Raw genomic sequence first — 21,071 nt, 5'->3', positions numbered from 1 at the left:
GCTCAGCGTTCGGACGAGCACTGTGACACCCCTGCGACACGAGTGAAACACGTTTCGCACACAACTCCCGCGCATCTATATATGGTTAACCGTGTTCACATCGCAATGCGCTTGTTAACGGTTAACAAAAAAAGGGGGGTCAGGTGTCCCATCACCTGCGCACAACCAGCCGTACCCGGCGAACCCGCTCCACCGCCACCGCCGCAGCCATCGCCGCCGTCCTTGCTGCGGGGCTGACAACCGTACTGCCAACCACGGCTCACGCGGCTGAAGCGATCGAGCTCCTCATACCCGCGCCCGATGCCTACAACAACGGGACCGAGACGTTGCTGGCCACCGGCAGCCAGGGCATCTTGCACCGCGAGGGCGGCGGTTACCTCTGGACAACGACGTACAACCGCACAACCAAGCCTGTACCGGCCCTCGACGGCGTTCCGCAGGACGCCATCGTGCCCACCCACGACGAGTTCGACCGTGTCATCTACACCAAGCCACGCGAGGACGGCGGCACGGACGTCGTGCGGGTCGGTATCGAGGACCCCGGCTTCACCAACACCATCAGCCTGCCCGCCGGATACCTCAACCCGCGCGTCGCCAACGGCTGGGTGCTGGCCACCGTCGACCAGGGCGACGGCACGTACCAGCTGCGCGTGGCGCGCGGCGGGGCCCCGGCGAACGACCCGGTCGTGCAGCTGCCCGCCGGAGCCACCTCCGGCGCCGAGCCCGTGCTGCTCGGCGCCTACTCCAACCAGCTCGTCATCGGCTACCGCACGGCCGACGGCACCCCGGGCTACGGCATCCTCACCGCGTACAACGGCAGGGTGGCCCCGCTGGCGGTGACCGGCGAGGCGAGCAGCTTCCGGATCACGCAGAACACCGTCAGCTGGTTCTCCCGCAGCGGGGAGCCAGGCGTGCGTGTCATGCCGCTGGGCAGCACAGCCGTCCCACGTATCGTGCCGCTCGCCACGCAGTCCCCCGACAGCAAGGTCACCTCCTTCGTGGTGGGCGACAACGTGCTCTGGTACGAGGGCGACGGCGGCCGGCTGCACCTCACACCCTTCGCCGGGGCGGAGACCGAGCGGACTCTGCTGAGCGACGTCGAGCAGGCGTTCCTGCGCTCCGAGGGCTCCGGTTCGCTGGTTGTGGTCGGCAAGGACACCGACGGGAAGCGCGCCGTGCACCTGTTCAGCGTGGATGGCCTGGGGCTCGTCGCCGATCTGCCGTTGCGGGAGGTGCCGCAGGTCAAGACGGCGGACGGCGCGATCGAGGCGCTGAGCCTCGACCGCGGGAGGCTGCGGTACGTCAACTCCCTCGCCGGTACGAAGACGTTGCACGGCAAGGACATCGGCACCGGGCTCGACCCGGCGGACGGCGCGGAGCTTGCCGACTTCCCTGGCATCGCGGCGGGCCGCTTTGCCGACGGCACCGACGAAGGGCTGGCCAGACTGGTCGCCGACCCGGACACGGGCGTCGACGTGCTGGTGACCGGTGACGACCCGGAGCACCCGACGGACAGCTTCCCGCTGCCCGGCACGGACGGCCGGATCCTCGATACGGCACCGGAGTTCGTGCTGTACGAGGCAGGCGGACACCAATTTGTCGTGGACACTGCTCGCGACCTCATCGTCCGCGAGCAGCCGGCGCAGGCCGCCGTACTGGAGCAGAAGAGGCTGTTCAAACCGGCGCTGAACAAACCTGGCACCGTGAAGACGATCAACCTGCGCTCCGGCAAGCTGACCGGGACCATTGATCTCGGCTCCGCCTGCATCCCCAACGAACTGCAGTACAGCGGCTCCCTGCTGTACTGGAGCTGCGCATCGCAGGAGACGGCCGGTGTACGCGACCTGGCGACCGGGCACACCTACCCCGCCCCGACGTCCGGCGTGCTGCTGGGCGACCGCTTCCTGGCCCACCGCGACGCGTCCGGCGATCTAGGCCTCACGGCCCTGCAGACGGACGGCAGTACGGCCGACCTGGGCACCGTCACGGACCTGAAGCAGCCTGCGGACGGCGACGGTCGCGGCACCACCTGGACCCTCGACGCGGGCCTCGGCAAGCTCGTCTGGGTCGACGCAGACGACACCGTTCACGTCACCGCGCCGCAGCACGCGGTTTCTCCGCTGCGCGTCGCCCGCACCGCAGCACCCCCAACGACGGCCGGTGAGTGGGCTGCCGCGTGGTGGCTCTCCAAGCCCGCAGCGTCCTGGCAGGTGACGCTCACCCACCGCGCGACAGGCGAGATCGTCCGCACCTGGACGGGCAAGGACACTCTCAGCGCAGTACGGGTCGCCTGGGACGGTACGTCCGAGTCGGGCACCCCGGTGGCGACTGGCGCCTACACCTGGCAGCTGACCGCCACCCCGGCGGACGGCACGGGCCCGGACGCGACGGCCTCGGGCGTCGTGAAGGTCACTGGCTGAGCACAGCGCCGCACGGAAGTCGGCTCCTTCCCCGAGGCCGCCTCGGGGAAGGAGCCGGAGCCCGGTACACCGTCAACCCCCACGCCGACGGGTGGCGGTGCTCGTCCTTCGGGCGCTCTGCTCCCCTGACCTGAGGATGTCCAGGGGGTCTACCCCACCCCACTCCAGGGGGCTTGTCGGAGTGCCTGGGACCAGCGTCTCGTGATCCGCTGTCCGCACGGACAACATGCGGCAGAAGGTGGAGAGTTGAGGCATCGGATCGGGTACTCCGCGTGGATCGTGGGTGTAGTGCAATTTTTCGTCATCCACGGGATTGCGGAGTCGGCTTGGGCAAGACCGTACAGCTGGGCGCGGAACAACATCAGCGACCTGGGTAATGCTCACTGCGCCCTGCAGACGGAGCCCGAGCCGCGGTACATCTGTTCCCCTGAGCACGACCTGATGAACGTTTCGTTCATTGCTCTGGGGACGCTGCTCGTCGTCGGTGCTGCCCTGACCGGTGGTTCTCTGTGGCGCAGAGGTTCGGCCGCGACCGGGGCCCGCTTGCTGCTGGCCGGTGCCGGTGTGGGATTCGCGTTGGCCGGGCTGGCCCCTGCGGACATCAACGAGAACCAGCACATCCTGGGTGCCATCCTCATCATGGCAACGGGCAACATCGGCCTCCTCCTGGCAGGATTCGGCTTGACCGACCGCGTTCCGAATCCACTGCGCCGGGTGACCACCCTGATGGGTATCACAGCGATCACGGCCTTCGGGCTCTTTCTCTCCCACCACTACCTCGGGCTCGGTATGGGGGGCATGGAACGGGTCGCGGCGTTTCCCCTCTTGGTGTGGGCGCTGGCAGTCGGCGTTCTTGGACTGATCCGTCAGGCACCCGCACGCCGGACGCCATGGCCGTAGGCCCAGACCTTGACCTCTTGCCGGCAGGCCTTCTGATGGATCTCGGTGAAGTTGAGCGTGCCGGTGTGCCCGGAGACGACCAGGTCCCATATGTCCGGCGTGCTCCTGGGAGTGCGCCGGACCCAGGCCAAGAGCCACGCCAGTCGCTCCGAGGATCCGCACGGCTGTCCTCGATCCCTTGGCAACTCCCCCTCACCAAGAGCTGCACCGCATCGGTGTCGGGGGTGAATCGGCCTACCGCTCCTCACCCGGCCGCTCCTCGGTGAACGTCAGCAGCGTCTCGACGAACGCCTGCGGGTTCTCCTCCGCGATCCAGTGGGCGGTACCGGGCACGATGGCTCCGGTCACGTCTTCGGCCACCTCACGCATCATTTCCTCGACGAGCGCCCCGGTCGTGCTCATGACGCCACCGACCGCGAGCACCGGAACGGTCAGCCTGCCGTCCCGCTTCAGCGCCGCGCGGTTGTCCGCAGCGTCCTGGTCGAAGGCCCGGTACAGCTCGAAGCCCGCGCGCATCGCTCCCGGCGCGGAATAGGCGGCGACGAAGACGTCGAAGTCGTGTGTGCCGATCGCCGACGGATCGGAGTTGCGTACGGCGAAGAAGGCCTGGAGATACTCCCGTTCACGCCCGGCGACCAGCATCTCGGCCACGTCGCGTGCGCCGTGGAACGCAAAGTGCCAGACGCGCGGATCAGTACGGACCCGGTCGAACACTTCGGTGCCCGGCAGCGGCGCGTCCATCACCACCAAGTGGGACACGTCGTCGCGGAACTGACGTGCGTAGGCATGCGCGACCATCAGCCCGATGTCGTGGCCGACGAGGACGAAGGGGTCGTGGACTCCGAGGTGCTCGTGGAGCAGCCGGTGGAGGTCGCGCGCCATGGTCTGCTTGTCGTAGCCGCCGGCGGGGCGCGAGGAGTGGCCGGCACCCCGGTAGTCGGGGGCGATGATCCGGTAGCCGTTCTTCACCAGGGGCCCGATCACACGGTGCCACTCCCACCAGGTCTGGGGAAAGCCGTGCAGGAGCACGACTGTGCGCTCGCCCTGCCCGGCGGTCACGCAGTGCAGGCGGAGCCCCGGCTCGATGTCGGCCATTTTGTGCGTGACGAGGGGGATCTGTGGGTCCTGGAGGTCGTGGTCGAAGGGCACGATCGGTTCTCCGTTTTCTGGGCCGGGCGGGCGGTCGGGGTGGTCGGTGGCGGTGCTGGTGGGAAGGGGCCGCTTGACTCGTACGTGCTTGGTGTTGCGCCTCGGCCCAGCGGGCACCCCCTTGGGGACGACTCTGCTCGGCAGGTCCTCCCCCTTCAGAGGCTTGGCGCCCGGGCGCCGAGCCTTGCCTCGTTCCTCAACGGTGCGTCAGAAGACACAACAGGACAAGTGAAATGATCTACAGCGGTTGTTAACCTCTCCTGCATGCTTGATGTGAGGCGGATGCAAGTCCTGCGTGCGGTCGTCACCAGTGGATCGGTCACCGCGGCCGCGGCGAATCTCGGCTATACCCCGTCCGCCATCAGCCAGCAGGTCGCCGCGCTGGAGAAAGAGGCGGGGACAGCGTTGCTCGAACGGGTCGGGCGAGGTGTCCGGCCCACCGAGGCCGGCCGCCTGCTGACCGGGTACGCCGCCACCATCAGCAAGGTCGTCGCCGAGGCCGAGACATCACTGGCCGATCTGCGCGAGGGACGCACCGGATGCCTGACGGTGCGCTACTTCGGCACGGCCGGCGCTGCCCTGGTGGCCCCCGCACTGGCCCGTCTGCGGGTCACGCACCCGGGCATCCGGATCGACCTCGCCGTGACCGACCGGAACGACCCGCTGCCCGAGGTCAAGGAGGGCCGCGCCGACCTCGCCGTCGTCGTGCGGCCACCGGACCGGGTCCCGTCCGGTCTCCGGCTCGACCACCTGCTCGACGATCCGTACCGCATCGTGCTGCCCCGGGGGCACCGGCTCGCCGAGCAGGAGGTGATCGACCTCGGCGATCTCTCGGACGAGGCCTGGGTCGGCAGTGAACGGGCGTCGGACCCTTGCCTCGGCATCATCCTCGACGCCTGTGCGGCGGCTGGTTTCAGCCCTGGATTCGTGGTCGAGAGCGGTGACTACGCCACGGCGCTGGCCTTCGTCGCGGCCCGTCTCGGTGTCGCCCTCGTTCCACGGATGGGGCTGGGCGGCGGTCACCCCGACGTCGTGGTGTGCAAGGTCCGGGGGCCCGAACCGGTCCGGGCCATCTGCGCTGCCGTCCGCGAGGCGACGTGGGACCAGCCCGCCTTGCGCGGCCTGCTCGACGCGCTCGCCGCGGCCTCCGCGCCGGCCCCGGCCCGGACCTGACCACAGGCGTCGGTGGGTGCGGCCAGGACTTGCTCGACGACTGCGGTCCGGACCTCCCGGAGGCAGCCGTTCCTGCCGGTGAACAACGGTTGGTGCGGACGGTTGCGTGATCACCGGCAGGTGATCGACAGGGTCTTGCACCGGGTACGGACCGGCATTCAATGGCGCGACCTGTCGGATCGGTTGGGACCGTGGAAGTCGGTCGAGGAGCGTCACGACCGCTCGACGGCCTGACGCCACTGGCCGGCACGGCAGTGGCGCCACGAGCGAAGCGCTTGACCCTCACGTGGCGTCATGCCGCATGATCGAGCGCGTGGAAGAGCACCTGACCGTGGGACGTGTGGCCGAACTGGCCGGCGTGAGCGTCCGCACGCTGCATCACTATGACGGGATCGGCCTCGTGCAGCCGTCCGCGCGGACCGCGGCCGGGTACCGGGCCTACTCGGCGGGCGACGTGGAGCGACTGCGGGAGGTGCTCGCCTACCGGCGGCTGGGCTTCGGATTGCGCGAGATCGCGGATCTGGTCGACGACCCGACCACCGACGCGGTCGCGCACCTGCACCGGCTGCGTGGCCTGCTGCTGGAACAGCGCGACCGCGCTGCTGCCATGGTGACGGCCATGGACAGGGAACTGGAGGCACGGGCCATGGGGATCAGGACGACGCCGGAGGATCAACTTAAAGTGTTCGGCGCGCAGTTGTACGAAGCCATCGGGTCCGCTTACCCAGCGACGCGGCGCACCGAGCCGCGCATCGCCGCGAGGATCTGGGATGCGCTTGGGGACGCACGGACGGTATTGAACGTCGGGGCCGGCACCGGCTCCTACGAGCCCTCCGACCGCGACGTGACCGCGGTGGAACCGTCGGCGGTCATGCGGGCACAGCGTCCCGCGGGCGCGGCGCCGTGCGTGGCCGCCAGTGCGGAGAGCCTCCCCTTCGAGGACCAGTCCTTCGACGCCGCGATGGCGGTCAGCACCGTTCATCACTGGCCGGACCCGGTCGCCGGGCTGCGCGAGATGCGGCGCGTGGCCCGCCGGGTGGTGGTGTTCACGTACGACGCCAGTGCCACCGGCTGGCGTGAGCGGTTCTGGCTCACCCGCGACTACCTGCCTGAATTCGCCGACCTTCTCGTCGACTGGCCTTCACTGGCCGACCTGACCTGCGCGATCGGGGGCCGCGCGGAGCCGGTGCTCATCCCGTGGGACTGCGCTGACGGCTTCTTCGAGGCCCACTGGCGCCGGCCCGAGGCGTACCTGGACGAACATGTGCGCCGCGCGGTGTCGGTATGGACGAGAGTCGGGCGGGGGGCAGAGGAGCGGGCGGTGAACAGTCTCCGCGACGACCTTTCCTCAGGCCGGTGGGCCGAGCGCAACCGCGACCTCGTCGCCCTGGACGCGGCAGAGCTCGGCCTCCGCCTGCTCGTAGCCTGAACCATCGCGCGCGAGAACGCCGCAAAGCCGCTGACCCGCCGGAATCAGTGGACGTTGCCGCATGGGGGCAGTCCCGTCATGCTGTCAGCGGCGGTTGGTGGCCTGAGCGCCCCATGGCTTCACGTTGATCGCGTCCACGAAGACGACCGAATGGACGCGGTCGACCGGATGGGAGTGCCGTGCGGTCGTGCCGTCGATCACCGAGTCGGTGATCGTGGACACCGTCTGCTGGGACACGCTCGAGCCATGGACCACCGCCGAGTGTGTCTCGAGCCATGGACCACCGCCGAGTGTGTGGAGATCCCCCACGGGCGAGTCTCTACGAGGACAACCGAGGACGCATACCGGGTGGTACGGAGTGTGTGCCTTGCCCGCCTCCACTGCCTCACTATCGCACCTCACTTTCTGGGATGGGTCTGTGACCGTGCGCATACGATCAGCCCAGGATTTGAAGAGCAAGCGCAAAATTGACCTATGCGCGGATTTCGAATCCGACCCAGTCCTTCCCCGGACGCTCGGTTCATGGGTGGTGTCGCCGGCAGCCGGCGAAGGGGGCCGTCTTCGGTGCTGAGTGTCCGTAGCGTCGTCGGCCAGATGTTCGTCCTGCAAGTGGCGGTCGTGGTGCTGCTTGCCGTCGGGGCCGTCGTGATGCTCGCGCTGACGTCCCAGCGCGAGAGCACCCGCGCAGCCGGCAATCAATCACTCGCCGTCGCGCAGGGCTTTGCCAGCTCTCCGGGGCTCGTGGGAATCCTGAAGTCACCCCACGCCACCGCAGTGCTGCAGCCGCGGGTCGAGGAGGCCCGGCAGGGCTCCGGCGTGGACTTCGTGGGCGTTCTGAACCGGGACGGAATCTACTACGCCCTTTCCTCCCGTGCGGGTCGCCCTGGCAGCCACACCGCTACGGACATGGCTCCTCTGTTGGCCGGCCGAACCGTACGGGAGGAAGGTGTCGGCTCTCTCGGCCCTCAGATCCGGGCCTATGTCCCCATCAAGGAACCGACCGGGTCGGTGGTCGGCGCGGTCGGAGCCGGGATTACGGTTGAGCACGTCAGCGCCATGGTCACAGCGCAGTTGGTAGCCGTGGTGGGCGCTGCGGCCGGCGCGGTGGCCGTCACCACGGGCGGAGCGGCGGTGCTCAGTCGACGGTTGCTGCGCCAGACCCGCGGCCTCGGCCCGGCCGAGATCACGCGCATGTACGAGCACAACGACGCGGTACTGCACTCGGTGCGGGAGGGCGTGCTGATCATCGGTGGGGACGGGCAGCTGCTGCTGGCCAACGACGAGGCACGACGCCTGCTCGACCTGCCTGCGGACGCGGAACGCCGCCATGTCACGGCTCTCGGCCTGGAGCCGTCCCTGGCCGCATTGTTGATCTCCGGGCGCGGGGCGACCGATGAGGTGCATCTGGCGGGCGACCGTCTGCTGGCGGTGAATGTGCGGCCGACCGCCCCCTACGGAGGGGTTGCCGGGAGCGCGGTGACGCTGCGGGACACCACCGAGCTGCGGGCGCTTGCAGGCCGGGCGGAGGCGGCCCGGGAGCGTTTGAAACTGCTCTACGACGCGGGAGTGCGGATAGGCACCACACTGGATGTGGCGCGCACCGCCCAGGAGCTCGCCGAGGTGGCGGTCCCGCGCTTCGCCGACGTCGTCACCGTCGAGCTGCTGGAGCCGGTTCTGCGGGGCGAGGAACCCCCCGAGGGGAGCACCGCAATGCGGCGCGCGGCCGTCAGCGGCGTCCGGCAGGACTCGCCGTTCCGCCCGGTGGGTGAGCTCATCACACTCGCGCTCGTCGCTCCGGCGGTGTCGGACGTGGCGAGCGGCCAGGCGGTCCTCGAGGTCGACCTGCGCACGGCGTACAGCTGGCAGGCACGGCATCCCGAGCGGGCCCGGCAGATCCTGGACTACGGCGTCCACTCGCTGATCAGCGTGCCGCTGCGGGCCCGCGGCGTGGTGCTGGGGCTGGCCGACTTCTGGCGCGCCGAGACCCCCAAGGCCTTCGGGGAGGACGATCGGTCCTTTGCCGAGGAGCTGGCCGCCCGGGCGGCGGTGGCCATCGACAACGCCCGTCGCTACACCCACGAGCGCACCATGGCCGTCGCCCTGCAGCGCAGCCTGCTGCCGCGGGGGCTGCCGGACGTGAGCGCGCTGGAAGTCTCCCACTGCTATCTGCCCGCGCAGGCGGGGGTGGGCGGGGATTGGTTCGACGTCATCCCGCTGCCCGGCGCCCGGGTGGCCCTCGTCGTCGGCGACGTCGTAGGTCACGGGGTGCACGCGGTGGCCACCATGGGCCGCCTGCGCACCGCCGTGCACAACTTCTCCGCCCTGGACATGGCCCCTGACGAGCTGCTGGCCCACCTGGATGAGCTGGTCGCCCGAATCGACGCCGACGAGGCCGCCGAGGAGGAGGGACAGCAGATCACCGGCGCCACCTGCCTGTACGCGATCTACGACCCGGTCTCGGGTGTATGCACCCTCGCACGCGCCGGCCACTTCGGTCCTGCCGTGGTCCAGCCCAACGGCACTGTCGCCTTCCCCGACACCCCCGTCTCGCCGCCCCTCGGCCTCGGTGGCACTCTCCCGTTCGAAACCGCCGCACTACGGCTGCCCGAGGGCAGCCGGCTGGCCCTGTTCACCGACGGGCTGCTCGAGGACCACAACCGCGATCTCGACACGAGCCTGGGCCTCCTGCGGGACGCCCTGTCCCACCGCGACCGCACCCCGGACCAGACCTGCCAGGCAGTCATCGACGCCCTACTGCCCGAACGCCCCCGCGACGACGTCGTCCTGCTCATCGCCCGCACCCGGCTGCTGAACCCCGACCAAGTCGCCGACTGGGACATACCCTCCGATCCGAAGGCCGTCTCCCGCGTCCGCGCCGGCGTCACCCATCGGCTGGAGACCTGGGGCCTGGACCAGCTGACCTTCACCGCCGAACTGATCGTCAGCGAGCTGGTCACCAACGCCATCCGGTACGGCATCCAGCCCATACGCCTGCGCCTGCTGTACGACAGCAGCAATCTGATCTGCGAGGTCGCCGACGACTCCAGCACCTCGCCGCATCTGCGTCGAGCGGCGGCCACCGACGAGGGCGGCCGGGGGCTGTTCCTGATCGCCCAGTTCGCTCGGCGCTGGGGCACCCGGTACACCGCCCACGGCAAGATCATCTGGGCGGAGCAGGCCTTGCACGACGGATCCGCAGAACCCGGCACCGACCTGGCCGACCTCCTCCTTGACCAATGGGACGAATGAGCAGGCCCAGCCGCACAGGCGGCAGCGGTCGCCTCGTGAAGCGGCCCGTCGCAGTAGCAGCGCCCGCCCGCGTCCTGCTTCGTTGCGGTCTGACTCCGCACGTCGAACGGACAGTCCCGCCCGCAGTGCCATCCGAAGAGACCCACCGGCCACCCGTCACCCAACAGCGGCGGGCAGACGGGGGTGGACCACCCGCAGTTCCAGTGCCCCTCCCGGCCAGCTTTGCCCCGTCGCGCCGCCCGGCACGCCCTCCTCCGCCCCTTCCCCACGCTCTCAAATTCGTTCGAGCGGGGCAGACCTCATCCAAGGACGTCCGGCCGCCGTGCGATCGCACGCACCGGACGACGCTCCTCGCGGGGCAGACATGGCCGGTCACCGCACCACGGCTCGCCCGAGCGCCCAGCCGTTCGGCGGACATGGGGGCGTGATGCCGTGAGGATCGGGCAGTCGGGCGGGCCGCAGAGGAACGCGTTCGCCATAACCCGGGGTGCGGCTATGCGTGCGCCTCATCCGGCTCTCCGCCGGGTCCCGCCACTGCAGGTCCTTGTCGAGATCGGGTTCGCGTGCCCCAGCGTTCAAGCGCTGGACCGACGGCGCCCACAGCGGCGAAGAACGCGCCGAGGAGCAGCCAGCCGGCCGTGCCCAGTCCGAGCACGACGGTGGTGAGGATGGCGGGGGCGAGCGCCTGGCCTGCGCTGAAGCCGAGCCCGAGAAGCCCTTGGTACTGGCCTTGGGCATGGTCCGGTGCCAGGCCGAAGCCAAGGGCGAAGCCTGCGGAGGACTCCCATATCTCCCCGAGGCTGTGGACGAAGATCGCTGCGACCACGAGGCCGGCGGCCGCCCACATGGGAGCGTGCGCGGTCAGGGCCGTCATCGGACAGCTGAGGATCCACGACCAACGTGAAGTAGAGCGCCGACGCCGTGTTGAAGAGCCCATTGCCGACCCGGTTCACGAAGCTGGCCAGGATCAATACACGCTCTGACCTGTTGCCCCCGCTATGTGAGCTATTCGGCCGGGCGATCTCCCCTTGATCATGGGCGCAGGCTAGCAGCGGTCGCACACACCGTCAGAAGTGCGAAGTTGCCGGCCGTCCACGACACCGCCTCCGCGCCCTTCAAGATCCAGGATGCGGCTTTTCGTTGCTCGGCATCCAGGTGATCCATTTGCTGGGGCGGCGATCTTCGGCATGCTCCGTAAGGGCACGCTCCCCCGGATCCCTCAGGAGCACTGCAGGAGCCGGGGCTGGAGGTTTCGCTCTTCCCCCCGCTTGAAGCCCCCCCGGAGCACGGCCGACGAAAACTCCGTGCCGCGCCCGCCCGTGCCGGTGCAGAATCGCCCCATGGCTGACATACGAGCGTTCCGGGACGCGGTCACCGGCTGGGCGGCGGGCGGCCCCGGCGGGCCGGCGAGTGAACTGGCCGTACGACTGCGCGTGCGGACCGTGGTGCTGCTGGAAGGACCGAGCGACCTCGCGGCCGTCGAGACGCTGGCCGCGCGCAGTGGCCGGGACCTGCCCGCCGAGGGGGTGTGCGTCATGCCCATGGGCGGAGCGATGAGCATCGGCCGCTACGCCGGCCTCCTCGGGCCGCCGGGGTTGGGTCTGCGGCTCACCGGACTGTGCGATGAGGGCGAGCAGCGCTTCTACGACCGCGGTCTTGAGCGGGCCCGCGCGCCGCGCCAAGGGTTCTTCGTGTGTGTGACGGACCTGGAGGACGAACTCATCCGCGCGCTGGGCGTGGCACGGGTTGAGGAGATCGTCCGGGCTGAGGGCGAACTCCAAGCCTGGCAGACGTTCGTGCGCCAACCCGCACAGCAGGGCCGGCCCCCGCACCAACAGATGCGGCGCTTCCTCGGCACGAAGAAGGGCCGCAAGATCCGCTACGGTCGCCTCCTGGTCGAGGCCCTCGACTCCGAGCGGGTACCTGCTCCCCTCGACAATCTGCTCGCGAGCCTGTGACCGAAGCACGGATCGAGGTCGGCAGCAGCGGCAGGTCCGGCGCCAAGAACGCAGGCTCCACAAAATATCGAGCAGCATCACCAACGCCCGTTCGGCATTCGTCACGCAGGCCAACGACCGGCCCGACGAACCGGCAAGCCACGTCTCAAGCCGGCCGCCGTCGATCCGCTCCCTCAGGACCTCGAGTGCCGCCCCGGACGACACCCCCAACCCGTGTCACTTCAGGCCCGTATGCGCGAGTCCCTCCACGAACTGGCGCTGGGCGAAGACGAACACCACGAGTACCGGCAGTGCGGTGAGGGAGGCTGCGGCCAGTTGGACGTTCCACATGGGTCCTCCGTAGGCGTCGACGTACTGGGTGAGGGCCTGCGGCAGGGTGAACATGTCCGGGGTGGAGAGGTAGACGATCGGCTCCAGGTAGAGGTTCCAGCTGTGCAGGAAGGTGAAGATGGCGACCGCCGACAGGGCTGGGCGGGCCAGTGGCAGGGCGATCCGCCAGTAGATGGCGAAGCGGCCCAGGCCGTCCATCCGCGCGGCCTCCTCCAGTTCGTGGGGCAGCGCGATGAAGAACTGCCGCATGATGAACGTCGCCAGCACACTCGGTGCGCCGAGGACCGGCACCAGGATCAGCGGCCAGTGGGTGTCGATCATCCCCCAGTCGTGGAACATCTGGAACAGCGGGACGATGGTGACCTCGCTGGGGATCAGCAGACCGGTGAGGACCACGAGGAACAGGGCGTTCTGCCCGGGGAAGCGGATGCGGGCGAAGGCGTATCCGGCCAGCGACGAGATCGCGAGCGTGCCCAGGGTCACCACGATCGCGATGTACATGCTGTTGAAGTACTGCTGGCCGAACGGCTGGAGTTCGAAGACCTTGCGGTAGGCGTCGAGTTCCGGATCGTCGGGGAACAGCTTCGGGGGGAAGGCGAAGATGTCACCGGCCGGCTTCAGCGAGGACGTCGCCATCCACCAGGTGGGGAAGACGAACGGCACGCACAGCACGATCAGGACGCCGTAGAGCAGCAGCTTGGCACGAGTGGACAGCTTACGACTCATGGAACACCCACTTCTTGCGCATCTGCCACTGGATGACGGTCAGCACGAGCACGATCACGAACAGCAGGACCGAGAGTGTCGCCCCGTAGCCGAAGTGGTGGAAGTTGAAGGCCTGTTGGTACAAGTAGTAGACGAGCACGGTGGTGGAGCCGGACGGGCCGCCCTGGGTGAGGACAGCGATCTGCGCGAAGACCTGAAGTGAGCCGACGACCGTGATGATCGAGGTGAGCAGGATGGTGGGGCTGATCAACGGCACCGTGATGCGCGAGAACTGCCGCCATCGCCCTGCGCCGTCCACGGTTGCCGCCTCGTACAGCTCGCGAGGCACTCCCTGCAGGGCGGCCAGGAAGAGCACCATGTTCAGGCCGACGTTCTTGAAGCACTGCACGACGATGGCCGACAACATCGAAGTTCCCTCGCTGCGCAACCAGTTGGGCCCTTTGACGCCGATCAGGTCCAGGCCGGCGTTGATGCCGCCGTTCTTCTGGAGCAGGAAGCCCCACACGATGGTCCAGGCGACGAGCGAGACGACGACCGGTGAGAAGAACAGGGTGCGGAAGACGACGCTGCCCCGCAGCTTCTGGTTGAGCAGCACTGCCAGCGCCAGCGCGAGGGAGAGGTTGAGGACCACCAGGCCGACGGAGAAGTAGGCGGTGGCCCGCAGCACGCCCGGCAGCTTCGGATCGTCGAACAGCTTCCGGTAGTTGTCCGTTCCCACCGAGTGGAAGGTGCCGGCCAGCACGTTCCACTCGTGGAAGCTGTACCGGACGACCAGGACCAGCGGGATCAGCACGAAGACGACGGTGCCGACCAGCTGCGGGGCGATGAACAGGTAGCCGGCCAGCTGGTCCCGGCGCCGGGAGGTCCAGAAAGGCTTCCCGGCGCGGGTGCCGTCGCCCGGCGGACCGGCGGCCGTGCTACGGGAGCGTTCGAGGGACTTCATGACGCCGTCACTGCTCCAGCTGCGGCTTGATGGAGCTGCAGACCCCCGTCAGGACCTTCTGCACGTCGGCTTGCGGCTTCCACAGCGCGTCGAGGCCGGAGCGTACGGCCGAGTAGATCTCGGCCTGGCCGATGTGGACGGGCTTGACCTTGCCGTTCTTGATTCCGTCGATGACGACGCCGGACAGTTGCTCCTCGCTGAGCTTGGCGTTGCTCTTGGCGAGCGTGGCGGCGTTCAGCTGGGAGGTGCGGGCCTGCGGGAAATAGGCGCCGAGCTTCGCAGAGTTCTCCTTGTTGGTCATGAACGCCTGGAAGTCGGCGGCAGCGGCGGCGTGCGCGCTCCTGGCGAGCACCGCGATCCCGGCCTGGCCGATCACGGCGTACTTGCCCTTGGGCCCTTCGGGCAGCGGGACGAAGTCCCACGTGAACTTGTCCGTGAGAAGGGAGGCGCGGCTCATCTGGGTGACGGTCATGGCGGCCTCGCCTGCAAAGAAGTCAGCGGCGGTGCCGGGGGCGAGCATCGCCTCCTCGTCGAAGATCGCCTTGTGCAGGCTGGTCATCGCCTCGACCATCTCCGGCTTGTCGAAGCCGCAGGTCTTGCCGTCGGCGGACCAGGCCTCGGCGCCCCAGCCGTCCCAGTAGGTGGCGAGGTTGTCCCAGGCCTTGTAGTCGAAGTCACGGATGACCATGCCGGTCTTGCCTGTCCTGGCATGGACCGCGGCGCCCGTCCTGGTGACCTCGTCCCAGTTCCACTTGCCCTGTTTGATCAGCTCGGCGGGGCTCGGCCGGCCGGCCTTCTTCAGCATGTCGAGATTGACGAAGACGCCGAAGGGCGAGGTGGAGAAGGGGTAGGCGTAGAGCTTGCCGTCCTGCTGCCAGATCTTCTTGGCGGCGGGCAGCACGTCGGGGTCGTCCTCGACCTCCTTCAGGGCGCCGGAGGAGACGAAGTCGAGGGAGGAGTTCTCGAATATCCACGCCAGGTCCGGCGCCTTGCCGCCGGCCATCTGGGTGGTGAGGGTCTCGGTGTAGTTCTCGACCGGGAGGACATCGAACTTGATCGACTTCACCTCGGGATGGGACGTGCGGTACGCGTCGGCGATGCCGTTGAGCAGCTTCAGATGCTCCGGGGCGCCGGACCAGACCGTCATACGCAGGCTCACGGGCCCGTCCTCGGAGCCACCGCTGTCGCCGCCGCTTCCGCAGGCGGTCAGGGCGAGGACTCCGGTGGCGGCCAGGGCGGCGAGCTTGGTCGTGCGCTGCTGTCGGTGGGAGTTCATACGGGTGTCTCTCCTGGTCAGTAGCCACTGATGTCGGGCCAGCGCAGCTCGACGCCGTGGGCGCGGAGCAGGTGCTGGAAGGTCTCGAGCCGGGCAGGGGTGTTGCGTACGCCGCGGGGGGTGAGCTTGTGTTCGACGCAATGGGCCGCGAGCAGCCCGGCGACCTCGCCGGTGTTCCACTCGACGGGGTGCAGGCGGTAGCAGCCGTTGGTGATGTGGGTGGTGCCGAGGTTCTTGCCGGCGGGCAGCAGGTTCTCCATCCGGGTCGGTATCAGCGCGCCGAGCGGTATCTCGAACGGGCTGGAGGGGACGTCGATGTAGGTGTCGCCGCCCGTGGAGGGGTGCAGGTCGAGGCGGTACATGCCGATGCCGACCGAGTCGCGGTAGTTCACCGCACCCTTGCCGCCGCGCGCATCGAGGGAGAGATCCTGCTCGACGACGGTGTACTCGGCGCGGATACGGCGGGACTCACGGATGTAGGGCGCCTGGGCGAGGCCGTCCGCGCCGCCGGTGATGTCGCCGCGCAGCCGCAGCCCGGGGAAGCCTGTGCCGCCGTCTGCGCGGGGGGCCTCGGTCTGCATCCAGTACAGCAGGGAGTACGAAAGCTCCTTCGCGGCGGCCAGATGCGCCTCCGCGTCGGGGACGTCGATGACCGGTCCCTCCCAGTAGTCGATCATCGGCCAGTTGACCAGGGTGATGTCGCTGGCGTACGCGCCGGGGACGAAGTTGTCGCGGGCCGCGATGCGGCGGAAGGTCCACAGATTCATGTCGCCCCCGCTGACCCGCTGGTCGGCGACGACCTCGGCGGGGTCGTCGCCGGGGTTGGGGGTGAAGCCGCGTTCGACGACTTCAAGGGTGCGCGGGTGAGGGGCGGACCAGGACAGCAGCGGGGCGCCCCAGAAGGACGGCCGGTAGGAGCGCCAGAAGTCGTAGGAGGCGGGGCGGTCGATGGTGTGGTCGCCGTCGACGTGGTCGAGGGCGAAACAGTAGGAGACGGCCTGCATGTTCAGCGGCTGGGCGACTTCCGGGGCGGAGGGCTCGCCGGTTTCGCTCTGCGCCTCGAAGCCGGTGACGTACTCGGTGCCGGTCATCGGCAGCAGCTCACCGGTCTCGGTGGCGTCCAGCACATAGGCGGCGGTGGCGGTGATCTGCTCGCCGCTGTCACGGTGAGCGAGGGTCACGGCGGCCACCCGGTCGCCGTCGGTGGCTGCCGCCACGGGACGGTAGGGCTGCAGGACGGTGAGCCGGCCGCTGCCGCGGTACGGGGCGAGCATCGCGTCGATCACGGCGACGCCCACTCGCGGTTCGTGACACAAGCGGCTCACCCAGCCCGCGCCGGGGTTGAGGTCACGGCGGGCGCGGGCCCGGGCCGTCAGAGGGTAGTGACGCCGGTAGTAGTCGCGGATGCCGTCGCGCAGCGCCCGGTAGGAGGCGGTGGCGCCGAACTGCTCGATCCAGGTGTGCTCGTCCGGCGGCACGGCCTGGCTGGTGAGCTGACCGCCCAGCCAGTCGTACTCCTCCGTGAGGATCACACTTCGGCCGGCGCGCAGCGCGCCGAGCGCTGCCGCGACACCGCCGGTGCCGCCACCGACCACGAGAACGTCCGCGTGCATGGGTCTCCTTGCTCAAAGGGGCGTTCGGTTGTCAGGGATGTTTCGGAACGGAGCGACCCTCCGCCCGTGCTCTCCGGCCCGCCGGGGCGTCAGGACGCCGGCGGGCCGAGGGTCTCCCCGTGCGTCAGCTCGCAATCGAGCAGCCGCTGGGTGACGGACGTCTGTCCGTGCAACACGTCGACCAGCAACTCCACCGCCTGCTGCCCCATCTGCGGCCGGGGGATGTGGAATCCCGTGAAGTCCAGGGACGATTCGACCGGGATGGTCGGGTCGCCCAGGGTGACCATCGACAGGTCGCGCGGTACCGACAGGCCGTGTGCCGCCGCGGCCGCCGCCAGGGCCACCGCCTCGGCCTCCACCTCCACGAACACGGCGGTGACACCCGCCTCCAGCAGCCGGGCCAGCCGCTCGGCCGGGTCCGGCGTCTCGACTGAGAGGAACGGCGCCTCGGTTCCGACCGCCCGGCGGAAACCCGCGAGCCGGTCCGCGGAGGACTCCGCCCCCGTGCCGGGTCCCACGAAGGCGAAGCGCCGATGGCCGCAGGCACGGGCCCGGTCGACGAGCTGCACGGTCGCGTTCACATAGTCGGCGCCCACGTACGGCACCGGCCGGCCGTGGGCGTCGTCTCGGCGGCCCACGCAGACGAATGGATAGCCTTCCGCCACCAGCCGGCTGAGCTCGGCCGTCGGGATCTCACGTCCCAGCAGGACACAACCGTCCGCGACCCGCAGCCGGTTGTTCTCGTGGAAGATCCGCCGCTGCCCGTCGCGCACCGGTGCCGAGGTGAACAGCAGCAGATCGCAGCCGCTGCGCTCGGCGCTCTCCTCGATGCCCCGCAGGAACGGGTGGTAGAAGTCGGCGCTGGTGCTGGGGAAGACCGGTTCGTAGGTGAACACGCCCAGGATCTGGTTGAGTTGCTTGAGCATCCGGCGGGCCAGCGGATCCGCCGCGTACCCGGTCTCCCGGATCACCTGCAGCACCCGGTCCCGTGTCTCGGGGGCGATCCGCGCACCGGCGTCCCCACGGTTGTTGAGCACCAGCGAGACCGTGGTCTGGCTGACGCCCGCAAGCCGGGCGATGTCACGTTGAGTGAGCCTTCCTGGAGCCTGGCCCATGAGTGATCGCCCCTTATCGATGGTGCTAATACGCATTGCTTGTCAGGTGAACGGACCGTAGAGCGCGTGCCGCAAGTCCGTCAAGAGGTTCGACCACAACACCAAATGCCTGAAGTAATTCGCATTAGCACCTTGACGGCGGCTCCGGATGAGGCGACTGTGTCCGATCAACCGAACGGTCACGCACCGTCGGCGGTCATCGCCGCCTTCCATCACCGCTCGTGCACTCACCGCTTCATTCACCGCCCAGGAGCCGCCTTGTGAAGTACGGAACCTCCCTGTCGCGCCGCACCCTGCTGACGGCCGCCGGGGCCGCGGGCCTCGCAGCCGCCCTGCCCGCGCCCGGTGCCCTGGCCGCGGGCAGCCTCCCGGATCTCGCCCCCCTGCCCGCGGGCACACCGCCCCGGCGCGCCTTCGCCGCCGAGGAACAACGCTTCGCCCCCTACCTGGTGAGCCTCGCCCGGATGGTCAACGACATCGAGGGCAACGACTCGTCGACCTTCGGTTTCATGGGCGGCGGATGGTGGCGCACGCCGTCGGCGCCGTACAACGCTCGGGTGCAGGAGCACGTGTACACGCTGGCCTGGTTCCTCACCAAGCCCCGCTCCTGGAACCCGTATGCGGGCGACGCGGCGCTACTGGCGGGCCTGGACGCAGCGCTCGGCCACTACCTGAGCCTCCAGCACTCCGACGGCTCGTGGTCGGAGTACAGCGCCGGCGAGCGCTCCCTGCCCGCCACCGGCTTCGCGCTCGGATACCTCAGCAAGACCCACGTCCTGCTGAAGGACGCGAACCTGCTGCCGGCCCGACGCACTCAGATCGCCCAGGCGCTGCACTCCGCGATGACCTGGCTTCTCGACCCGTCCAACGGTGGCGTGTGGGAGACCCCCATCACCTTCGCGAACCAGGTCACCGCGGGCCTCGCGGGATCGGCCCTGGCGCTCAGAACCAACCCCGACGCGGGCCTGAGCGCGCAGCTGAACAGCGCCTTCGCCCGCCTGGCAGAGAACGGGCAGAGCCCGGCCGGCTTCTTCTACGAGAAGGGCGGCACGGACATGAACTACAACTTCGAGGTGATGCTGCCGGAGATGGCGGACGCATGGCGCCAGTCGAACGACAGCCGCCTCGTGACGATGGCCGAGAAGTACACGGACTGGCTCGGCTACAACCTGCTGCGCGAACCCGACGGCTCCGGCTGGTTCAGCAACATCGCGCCGTCCACCCGAACCAGCACCCTCGCCTACGCCAACACCCGCCCCGACCCGGAACGCACCGCTCTCAACGCCCAGTTCGTCCCCGCGGTGCCGGCACTGGGAGCGTTCATGTCCGCACGCGAGGACCTCGCCGCCGCCCGCGGCGCCTGGGCCGCGGACACCTCGCCGGTGCCCGGCCTGGTCAAGCAGGACACCTCCCCGCGGATCCTCAGCCACGCGATCTACGGCGAGCACTACCCCACCAGGCAGGCGAAGAACGCAGCCATCGCGGCCGTGCCCTACATGGCCTCGAAGAACTTCACCGAGCACCGCACCGACCGCGGCCAGGACTTCCTCTACATCCGCCGCCCCAACGTCTACCTGGGCGCCTACCTCGGCACCAGACCGACCACGTTCGCACGCACCGGCCTGACGTTCCTCTGGCACCCGGTAGCAGGCACGCTCATCCAATCCCTGAACGACAACAACTACGGCCTGTGGTCCACCGTGCTGCCCGGCCAGGCCCCGGACTCCAACGGCCCGCAGGCCGGCCAGTTCTTCGGCGGCAAGCCCTACGCCTTCCGCTTCTCCACCCCCAGCGGATCCGTCGTCACCGACGTGAAGGTCGGCAACGGCCTGGTGGAGCGCTCGGTGCGGGCCACCTCATCCGCGACGGAGACGATGCCGCTGATCCTCAAGGAGTCCGACCGGGTGGTCTTCTCCAATGGCACCACCGTGCCGTGGGGCGGCTCGGCCTCCGCCACCGCAACCGGCATCGACCTGCACCGCGGCCCCGGCGTCGTACACATCCGCTGGGGCGAGCCCCACGCTGCCACCATCGCGGCGGCCTCGGTCACATACCTGGGCGAAACCCGGAGGATGCACATCCTGAAGGTCCCCCACGCCGGCACGATCGACGTGACCATCAGACTCGCCTACTGACAACCGGCCGCTCTGCACTCCGCGACGTGGAGGACGTTCGGCGCAGGCGGAATGAAGTCCGTGACGGACGGATCGCGGTCCTGGAAGGCAGCGCGGCCGGCCCGCCACTGTGCGGTCAAGCGGACAACGGTCGCTGGGGAGAGCCCGGCGGAGCTGCCCAGGAACTGCTCCGGTGCGGGCACGCAGTCGCCCGTGGACAGGTGATCCTTGCTCTTCCGACGGCCATCACCAGGCTCTCCGTCGCTGTGGTCACGACGAGCCTCCGGGAATCACGCCCAGCTGTCGCAGCTGCGAGAAGACGTCGACGACCCCCCAGATCTCAGCGATCCGACCGCCGGCGAAGCGGAAAATGAAGATCTCGTTGTACCTGACGGACTTGCCGGTCGGCGGGAGATCCCTGTACTCGCCCAGGTGGGTCCCGGTAACCGTGTTCCTGCAGACGACCTTGTCCCCCTTGGCAATCACATCCTCGACCGCAACGTGAAGGTCGGGGAACGCGCGAAGGAGCACCGCCCACACGTGCTTGAGTGCCTGCGCCCCCGTCGCACCAGTCGGTACTGGCGCGTGGAACAACACGTCCGGCGCGACGACCTCGTCGACGGTCTTCGAGATGACCTCTGCATCGCCGGTGTTCAGGGCGTCATGCAAGCGGCTG

The 21,071-nt window shown here is 69.1% G+C and carries 17 protein-coding genes and 1 pseudogene; 8 read left to right on the top strand and 10 right to left on the bottom strand.

The window, feature by feature from the left end:
* Nucleotides 1-143: 143 nt before the first annotated feature.
* Nucleotides 144-2,420 (top strand): FlgD immunoglobulin-like domain containing protein, encoded by a 2,277-nt coding sequence (locus ACFU6I_RS26725; protein WP_384371295.1) that lies wholly within the window; start codon nt 144-146, stop codon nt 2,418-2,420.
* Between the two features lie 288 nt (nt 2,421-2,708).
* Nucleotides 2,709-3,320: a DUF998 domain-containing protein gene (locus ACFU6I_RS26720; RefSeq protein ID WP_384371293.1), complete on the top strand. Its 612-nt coding sequence runs from the start codon at nt 2,709-2,711 to the stop codon at nt 3,318-3,320.
* Nucleotides 3,321-3,554: 234 nt separating this feature from the next.
* Here the strand turns inward: ACFU6I_RS26720 and ACFU6I_RS26715 are convergent, their stop codons facing one another.
* Complete coding sequence (locus tag ACFU6I_RS26715; protein WP_384371291.1) at nt 3,555-4,469, bottom strand: alpha/beta fold hydrolase; 915 nt, start codon at nt 4,467-4,469, stop codon at nt 3,555-3,557.
* Between the two features lie 264 nt (nt 4,470-4,733).
* Between ACFU6I_RS26715 and ACFU6I_RS26710 the strand changes: the two genes are divergently transcribed.
* The 3 genes from ACFU6I_RS26710 to ACFU6I_RS26700 all read left to right on the top strand — a co-directional run bounded on the left by ACFU6I_RS26710 (nt 4,734) and on the right by ACFU6I_RS26700 (nt 7,071).
* Complete coding sequence (locus ACFU6I_RS26710; RefSeq protein ID WP_384371289.1) at nt 4,734-5,642, top strand: LysR family transcriptional regulator; 909 nt, start codon at nt 4,734-4,736, stop codon at nt 5,640-5,642.
* Nucleotides 5,643-5,654: 12 nt separating this feature from the next.
* Nucleotides 5,655-5,876: a transposase gene (locus tag ACFU6I_RS26705; protein WP_384371287.1), complete on the top strand. Its 222-nt coding sequence runs from the start codon at nt 5,655-5,657 to the stop codon at nt 5,874-5,876.
* A 67-nt stretch (nt 5,877-5,943) separates the two neighbouring features.
* A complete protein-coding gene (locus tag ACFU6I_RS26700) occupies nt 5,944-7,071 on the top strand; it encodes a methyltransferase domain-containing protein (protein WP_384371285.1) in 1,128 nt (375 codons plus the stop codon).
* A gap of 84 nt (nt 7,072-7,155) precedes the next feature.
* Here the strand turns inward: ACFU6I_RS26700 and ACFU6I_RS26695 are convergent, their stop codons facing one another.
* The gene (locus ACFU6I_RS26695; protein ID WP_384371283.1) at nt 7,156-7,308 is read right to left on the bottom strand and encodes a hypothetical protein; all 153 of its coding nucleotides are present in this window, start codon (nt 7,306-7,308) and stop codon (nt 7,156-7,158) included.
* 285 nt (nt 7,309-7,593) lie between these two features.
* Here ACFU6I_RS26695 and ACFU6I_RS26690 point away from each other — a divergent pair, with 285 nt between their 5' ends.
* Entirely contained in the window at nt 7,594-10,320 is a 2,727-nt protein-coding gene (locus ACFU6I_RS26690; protein ID WP_384371281.1) for a SpoIIE family protein phosphatase, read from the top strand.
* A gap of 493 nt (nt 10,321-10,813) precedes the next feature.
* Here the strand turns inward: ACFU6I_RS26690 and ACFU6I_RS26685 are convergent, their stop codons facing one another.
* Nucleotides 10,814-11,194: a hypothetical protein gene (locus ACFU6I_RS26685; protein ID WP_384371279.1), complete on the bottom strand. Its 381-nt coding sequence runs from the start codon at nt 11,192-11,194 to the stop codon at nt 10,814-10,816.
* A 466-nt stretch (nt 11,195-11,660) separates the two neighbouring features.
* On the opposite strand from ACFU6I_RS26685, the gene ACFU6I_RS26680 reads away from it, so the two are divergent.
* Complete coding sequence (locus ACFU6I_RS26680; protein WP_384371277.1) at nt 11,661-12,278, top strand: TOPRIM nucleotidyl transferase/hydrolase domain-containing protein; 618 nt, start codon at nt 11,661-11,663, stop codon at nt 12,276-12,278.
* A 216-nt stretch (nt 12,279-12,494) separates the two neighbouring features.
* Here ACFU6I_RS26680 and ACFU6I_RS26675 read toward each other — a convergent pair whose 3' ends face one another.
* The 5 genes from ACFU6I_RS26675 to ACFU6I_RS26655 all read right to left on the bottom strand — a co-directional run bounded on the left by ACFU6I_RS26675 (nt 12,495) and on the right by ACFU6I_RS26655 (nt 18,281).
* Nucleotides 12,495-13,334: a carbohydrate ABC transporter permease gene (locus ACFU6I_RS26675; RefSeq protein ID WP_384371275.1), complete on the bottom strand. Its 840-nt coding sequence runs from the start codon at nt 13,332-13,334 to the stop codon at nt 12,495-12,497.
* Complete coding sequence (locus tag ACFU6I_RS26670; RefSeq protein ID WP_384371273.1) at nt 13,324-14,277, bottom strand: carbohydrate ABC transporter permease; 954 nt, start codon at nt 14,275-14,277, stop codon at nt 13,324-13,326. The genes ACFU6I_RS26675 and ACFU6I_RS26670 overlap by 11 nt, the downstream gene beginning before the upstream one ends.
* 7 nt (nt 14,278-14,284) lie before the next feature.
* Nucleotides 14,285-15,553, bottom strand: a complete 1,269-nt coding sequence (locus ACFU6I_RS26665) for an ABC transporter substrate-binding protein (RefSeq protein ID WP_384371271.1) — start codon at nt 15,551-15,553, stop codon at nt 14,285-14,287.
* A 17-nt stretch (nt 15,554-15,570) separates the two neighbouring features.
* Nucleotides 15,571-17,166: an FAD-dependent oxidoreductase gene (locus tag ACFU6I_RS26660; protein ID WP_384371269.1), complete on the bottom strand. Its 1,596-nt coding sequence runs from the start codon at nt 17,164-17,166 to the stop codon at nt 15,571-15,573.
* Nucleotides 17,167-17,255: 89 nt separating this feature from the next.
* Nucleotides 17,256-18,281 (bottom strand): LacI family DNA-binding transcriptional regulator, encoded by a 1,026-nt coding sequence (locus tag ACFU6I_RS26655; RefSeq protein ID WP_384371267.1) that lies wholly within the window; start codon nt 18,279-18,281, stop codon nt 17,256-17,258.
* A 260-nt stretch (nt 18,282-18,541) separates the two neighbouring features.
* On the opposite strand from ACFU6I_RS26655, the gene ACFU6I_RS26650 reads away from it, so the two are divergent.
* Nucleotides 18,542-20,416 (top strand): hypothetical protein, encoded by a 1,875-nt coding sequence (locus ACFU6I_RS26650; protein WP_384371265.1) that lies wholly within the window; start codon nt 18,542-18,544, stop codon nt 20,414-20,416.
* A gap of 74 nt (nt 20,417-20,490) precedes the next feature.
* Here ACFU6I_RS26650 and ACFU6I_RS26645 read toward each other — a convergent pair.
* Both ACFU6I_RS26645 and ACFU6I_RS26640 read right to left on the bottom strand, forming a co-directional pair.
* Nucleotides 20,491-20,616 (bottom strand): annotated as a pseudogene (locus ACFU6I_RS26645) (IS256 family transposase); the annotation flags it as partial.
* Nucleotides 20,617-20,665: 49 nt separating this feature from the next.
* Complete coding sequence (locus ACFU6I_RS26640; RefSeq protein ID WP_384371263.1) at nt 20,666-21,064, bottom strand: ester cyclase; 399 nt, start codon at nt 21,062-21,064, stop codon at nt 20,666-20,668.
* Nucleotides 21,065-21,071: the final 7 nt, after the last annotated feature.

This window comes from Streptomyces sp. NPDC057486, from assembly GCF_042802415.1.
Classification (GTDB): domain Bacteria; phylum Actinomycetota; class Actinomycetes; order Streptomycetales; family Streptomycetaceae; genus Streptomyces; species Streptomyces yanii.
Note: the sequence above shows the minus strand (reverse complement) of the source record. Positions and strands in the feature narration are given on the sequence as shown.

Bases quoted from the DNA above. Each gene is read 5' to 3' on its own strand.
- ACFU6I_RS26710 (WP_384371289.1), top strand. From the start codon at position 4,734: ATGCTTGATGTGAGGCGGATGCAAGTCCTGCGTGCGGTCGTCACCAGT.
- ACFU6I_RS26700 (WP_384371285.1), top strand. From the start codon at position 5,944: ATGATCGAGCGCGTGGAAGAGCACCTGACCGTGGGACGTGTGGCCGAA.
- ACFU6I_RS26690 (WP_384371281.1), top strand. From the start codon at position 7,594: ATGGGTGGTGTCGCCGGCAGCCGGCGAAGGGGGCCGTCTTCGGTGCTG.
- ACFU6I_RS26685 (WP_384371279.1), bottom strand. From the start codon at position 11,194: ATGACGGCCCTGACCGCGCACGCTCCCATGTGGGCGGCCGCCGGCCTC.
- ACFU6I_RS26680 (WP_384371277.1), top strand. From the start codon at position 11,661: ATGGCTGACATACGAGCGTTCCGGGACGCGGTCACCGGCTGGGCGGCG.
- ACFU6I_RS26675 (WP_384371275.1), bottom strand. From the start codon at position 13,334: ATGAGTCGTAAGCTGTCCACTCGTGCCAAGCTGCTGCTCTACGGCGTC.
- ACFU6I_RS26670 (WP_384371273.1), bottom strand. From the start codon at position 14,277: ATGAAGTCCCTCGAACGCTCCCGTAGCACGGCCGCCGGTCCGCCGGGC.
- ACFU6I_RS26665 (WP_384371271.1), bottom strand. From the start codon at position 15,553: ATGAACTCCCACCGACAGCAGCGCACGACCAAGCTCGCCGCCCTGGCC.
- ACFU6I_RS26660 (WP_384371269.1), bottom strand. From the start codon at position 17,166: ATGCACGCGGACGTTCTCGTGGTCGGTGGCGGCACCGGCGGTGTCGCG.
- ACFU6I_RS26655 (WP_384371267.1), bottom strand. From the start codon at position 18,281: ATGGGCCAGGCTCCAGGAAGGCTCACTCAACGTGACATCGCCCGGCTT.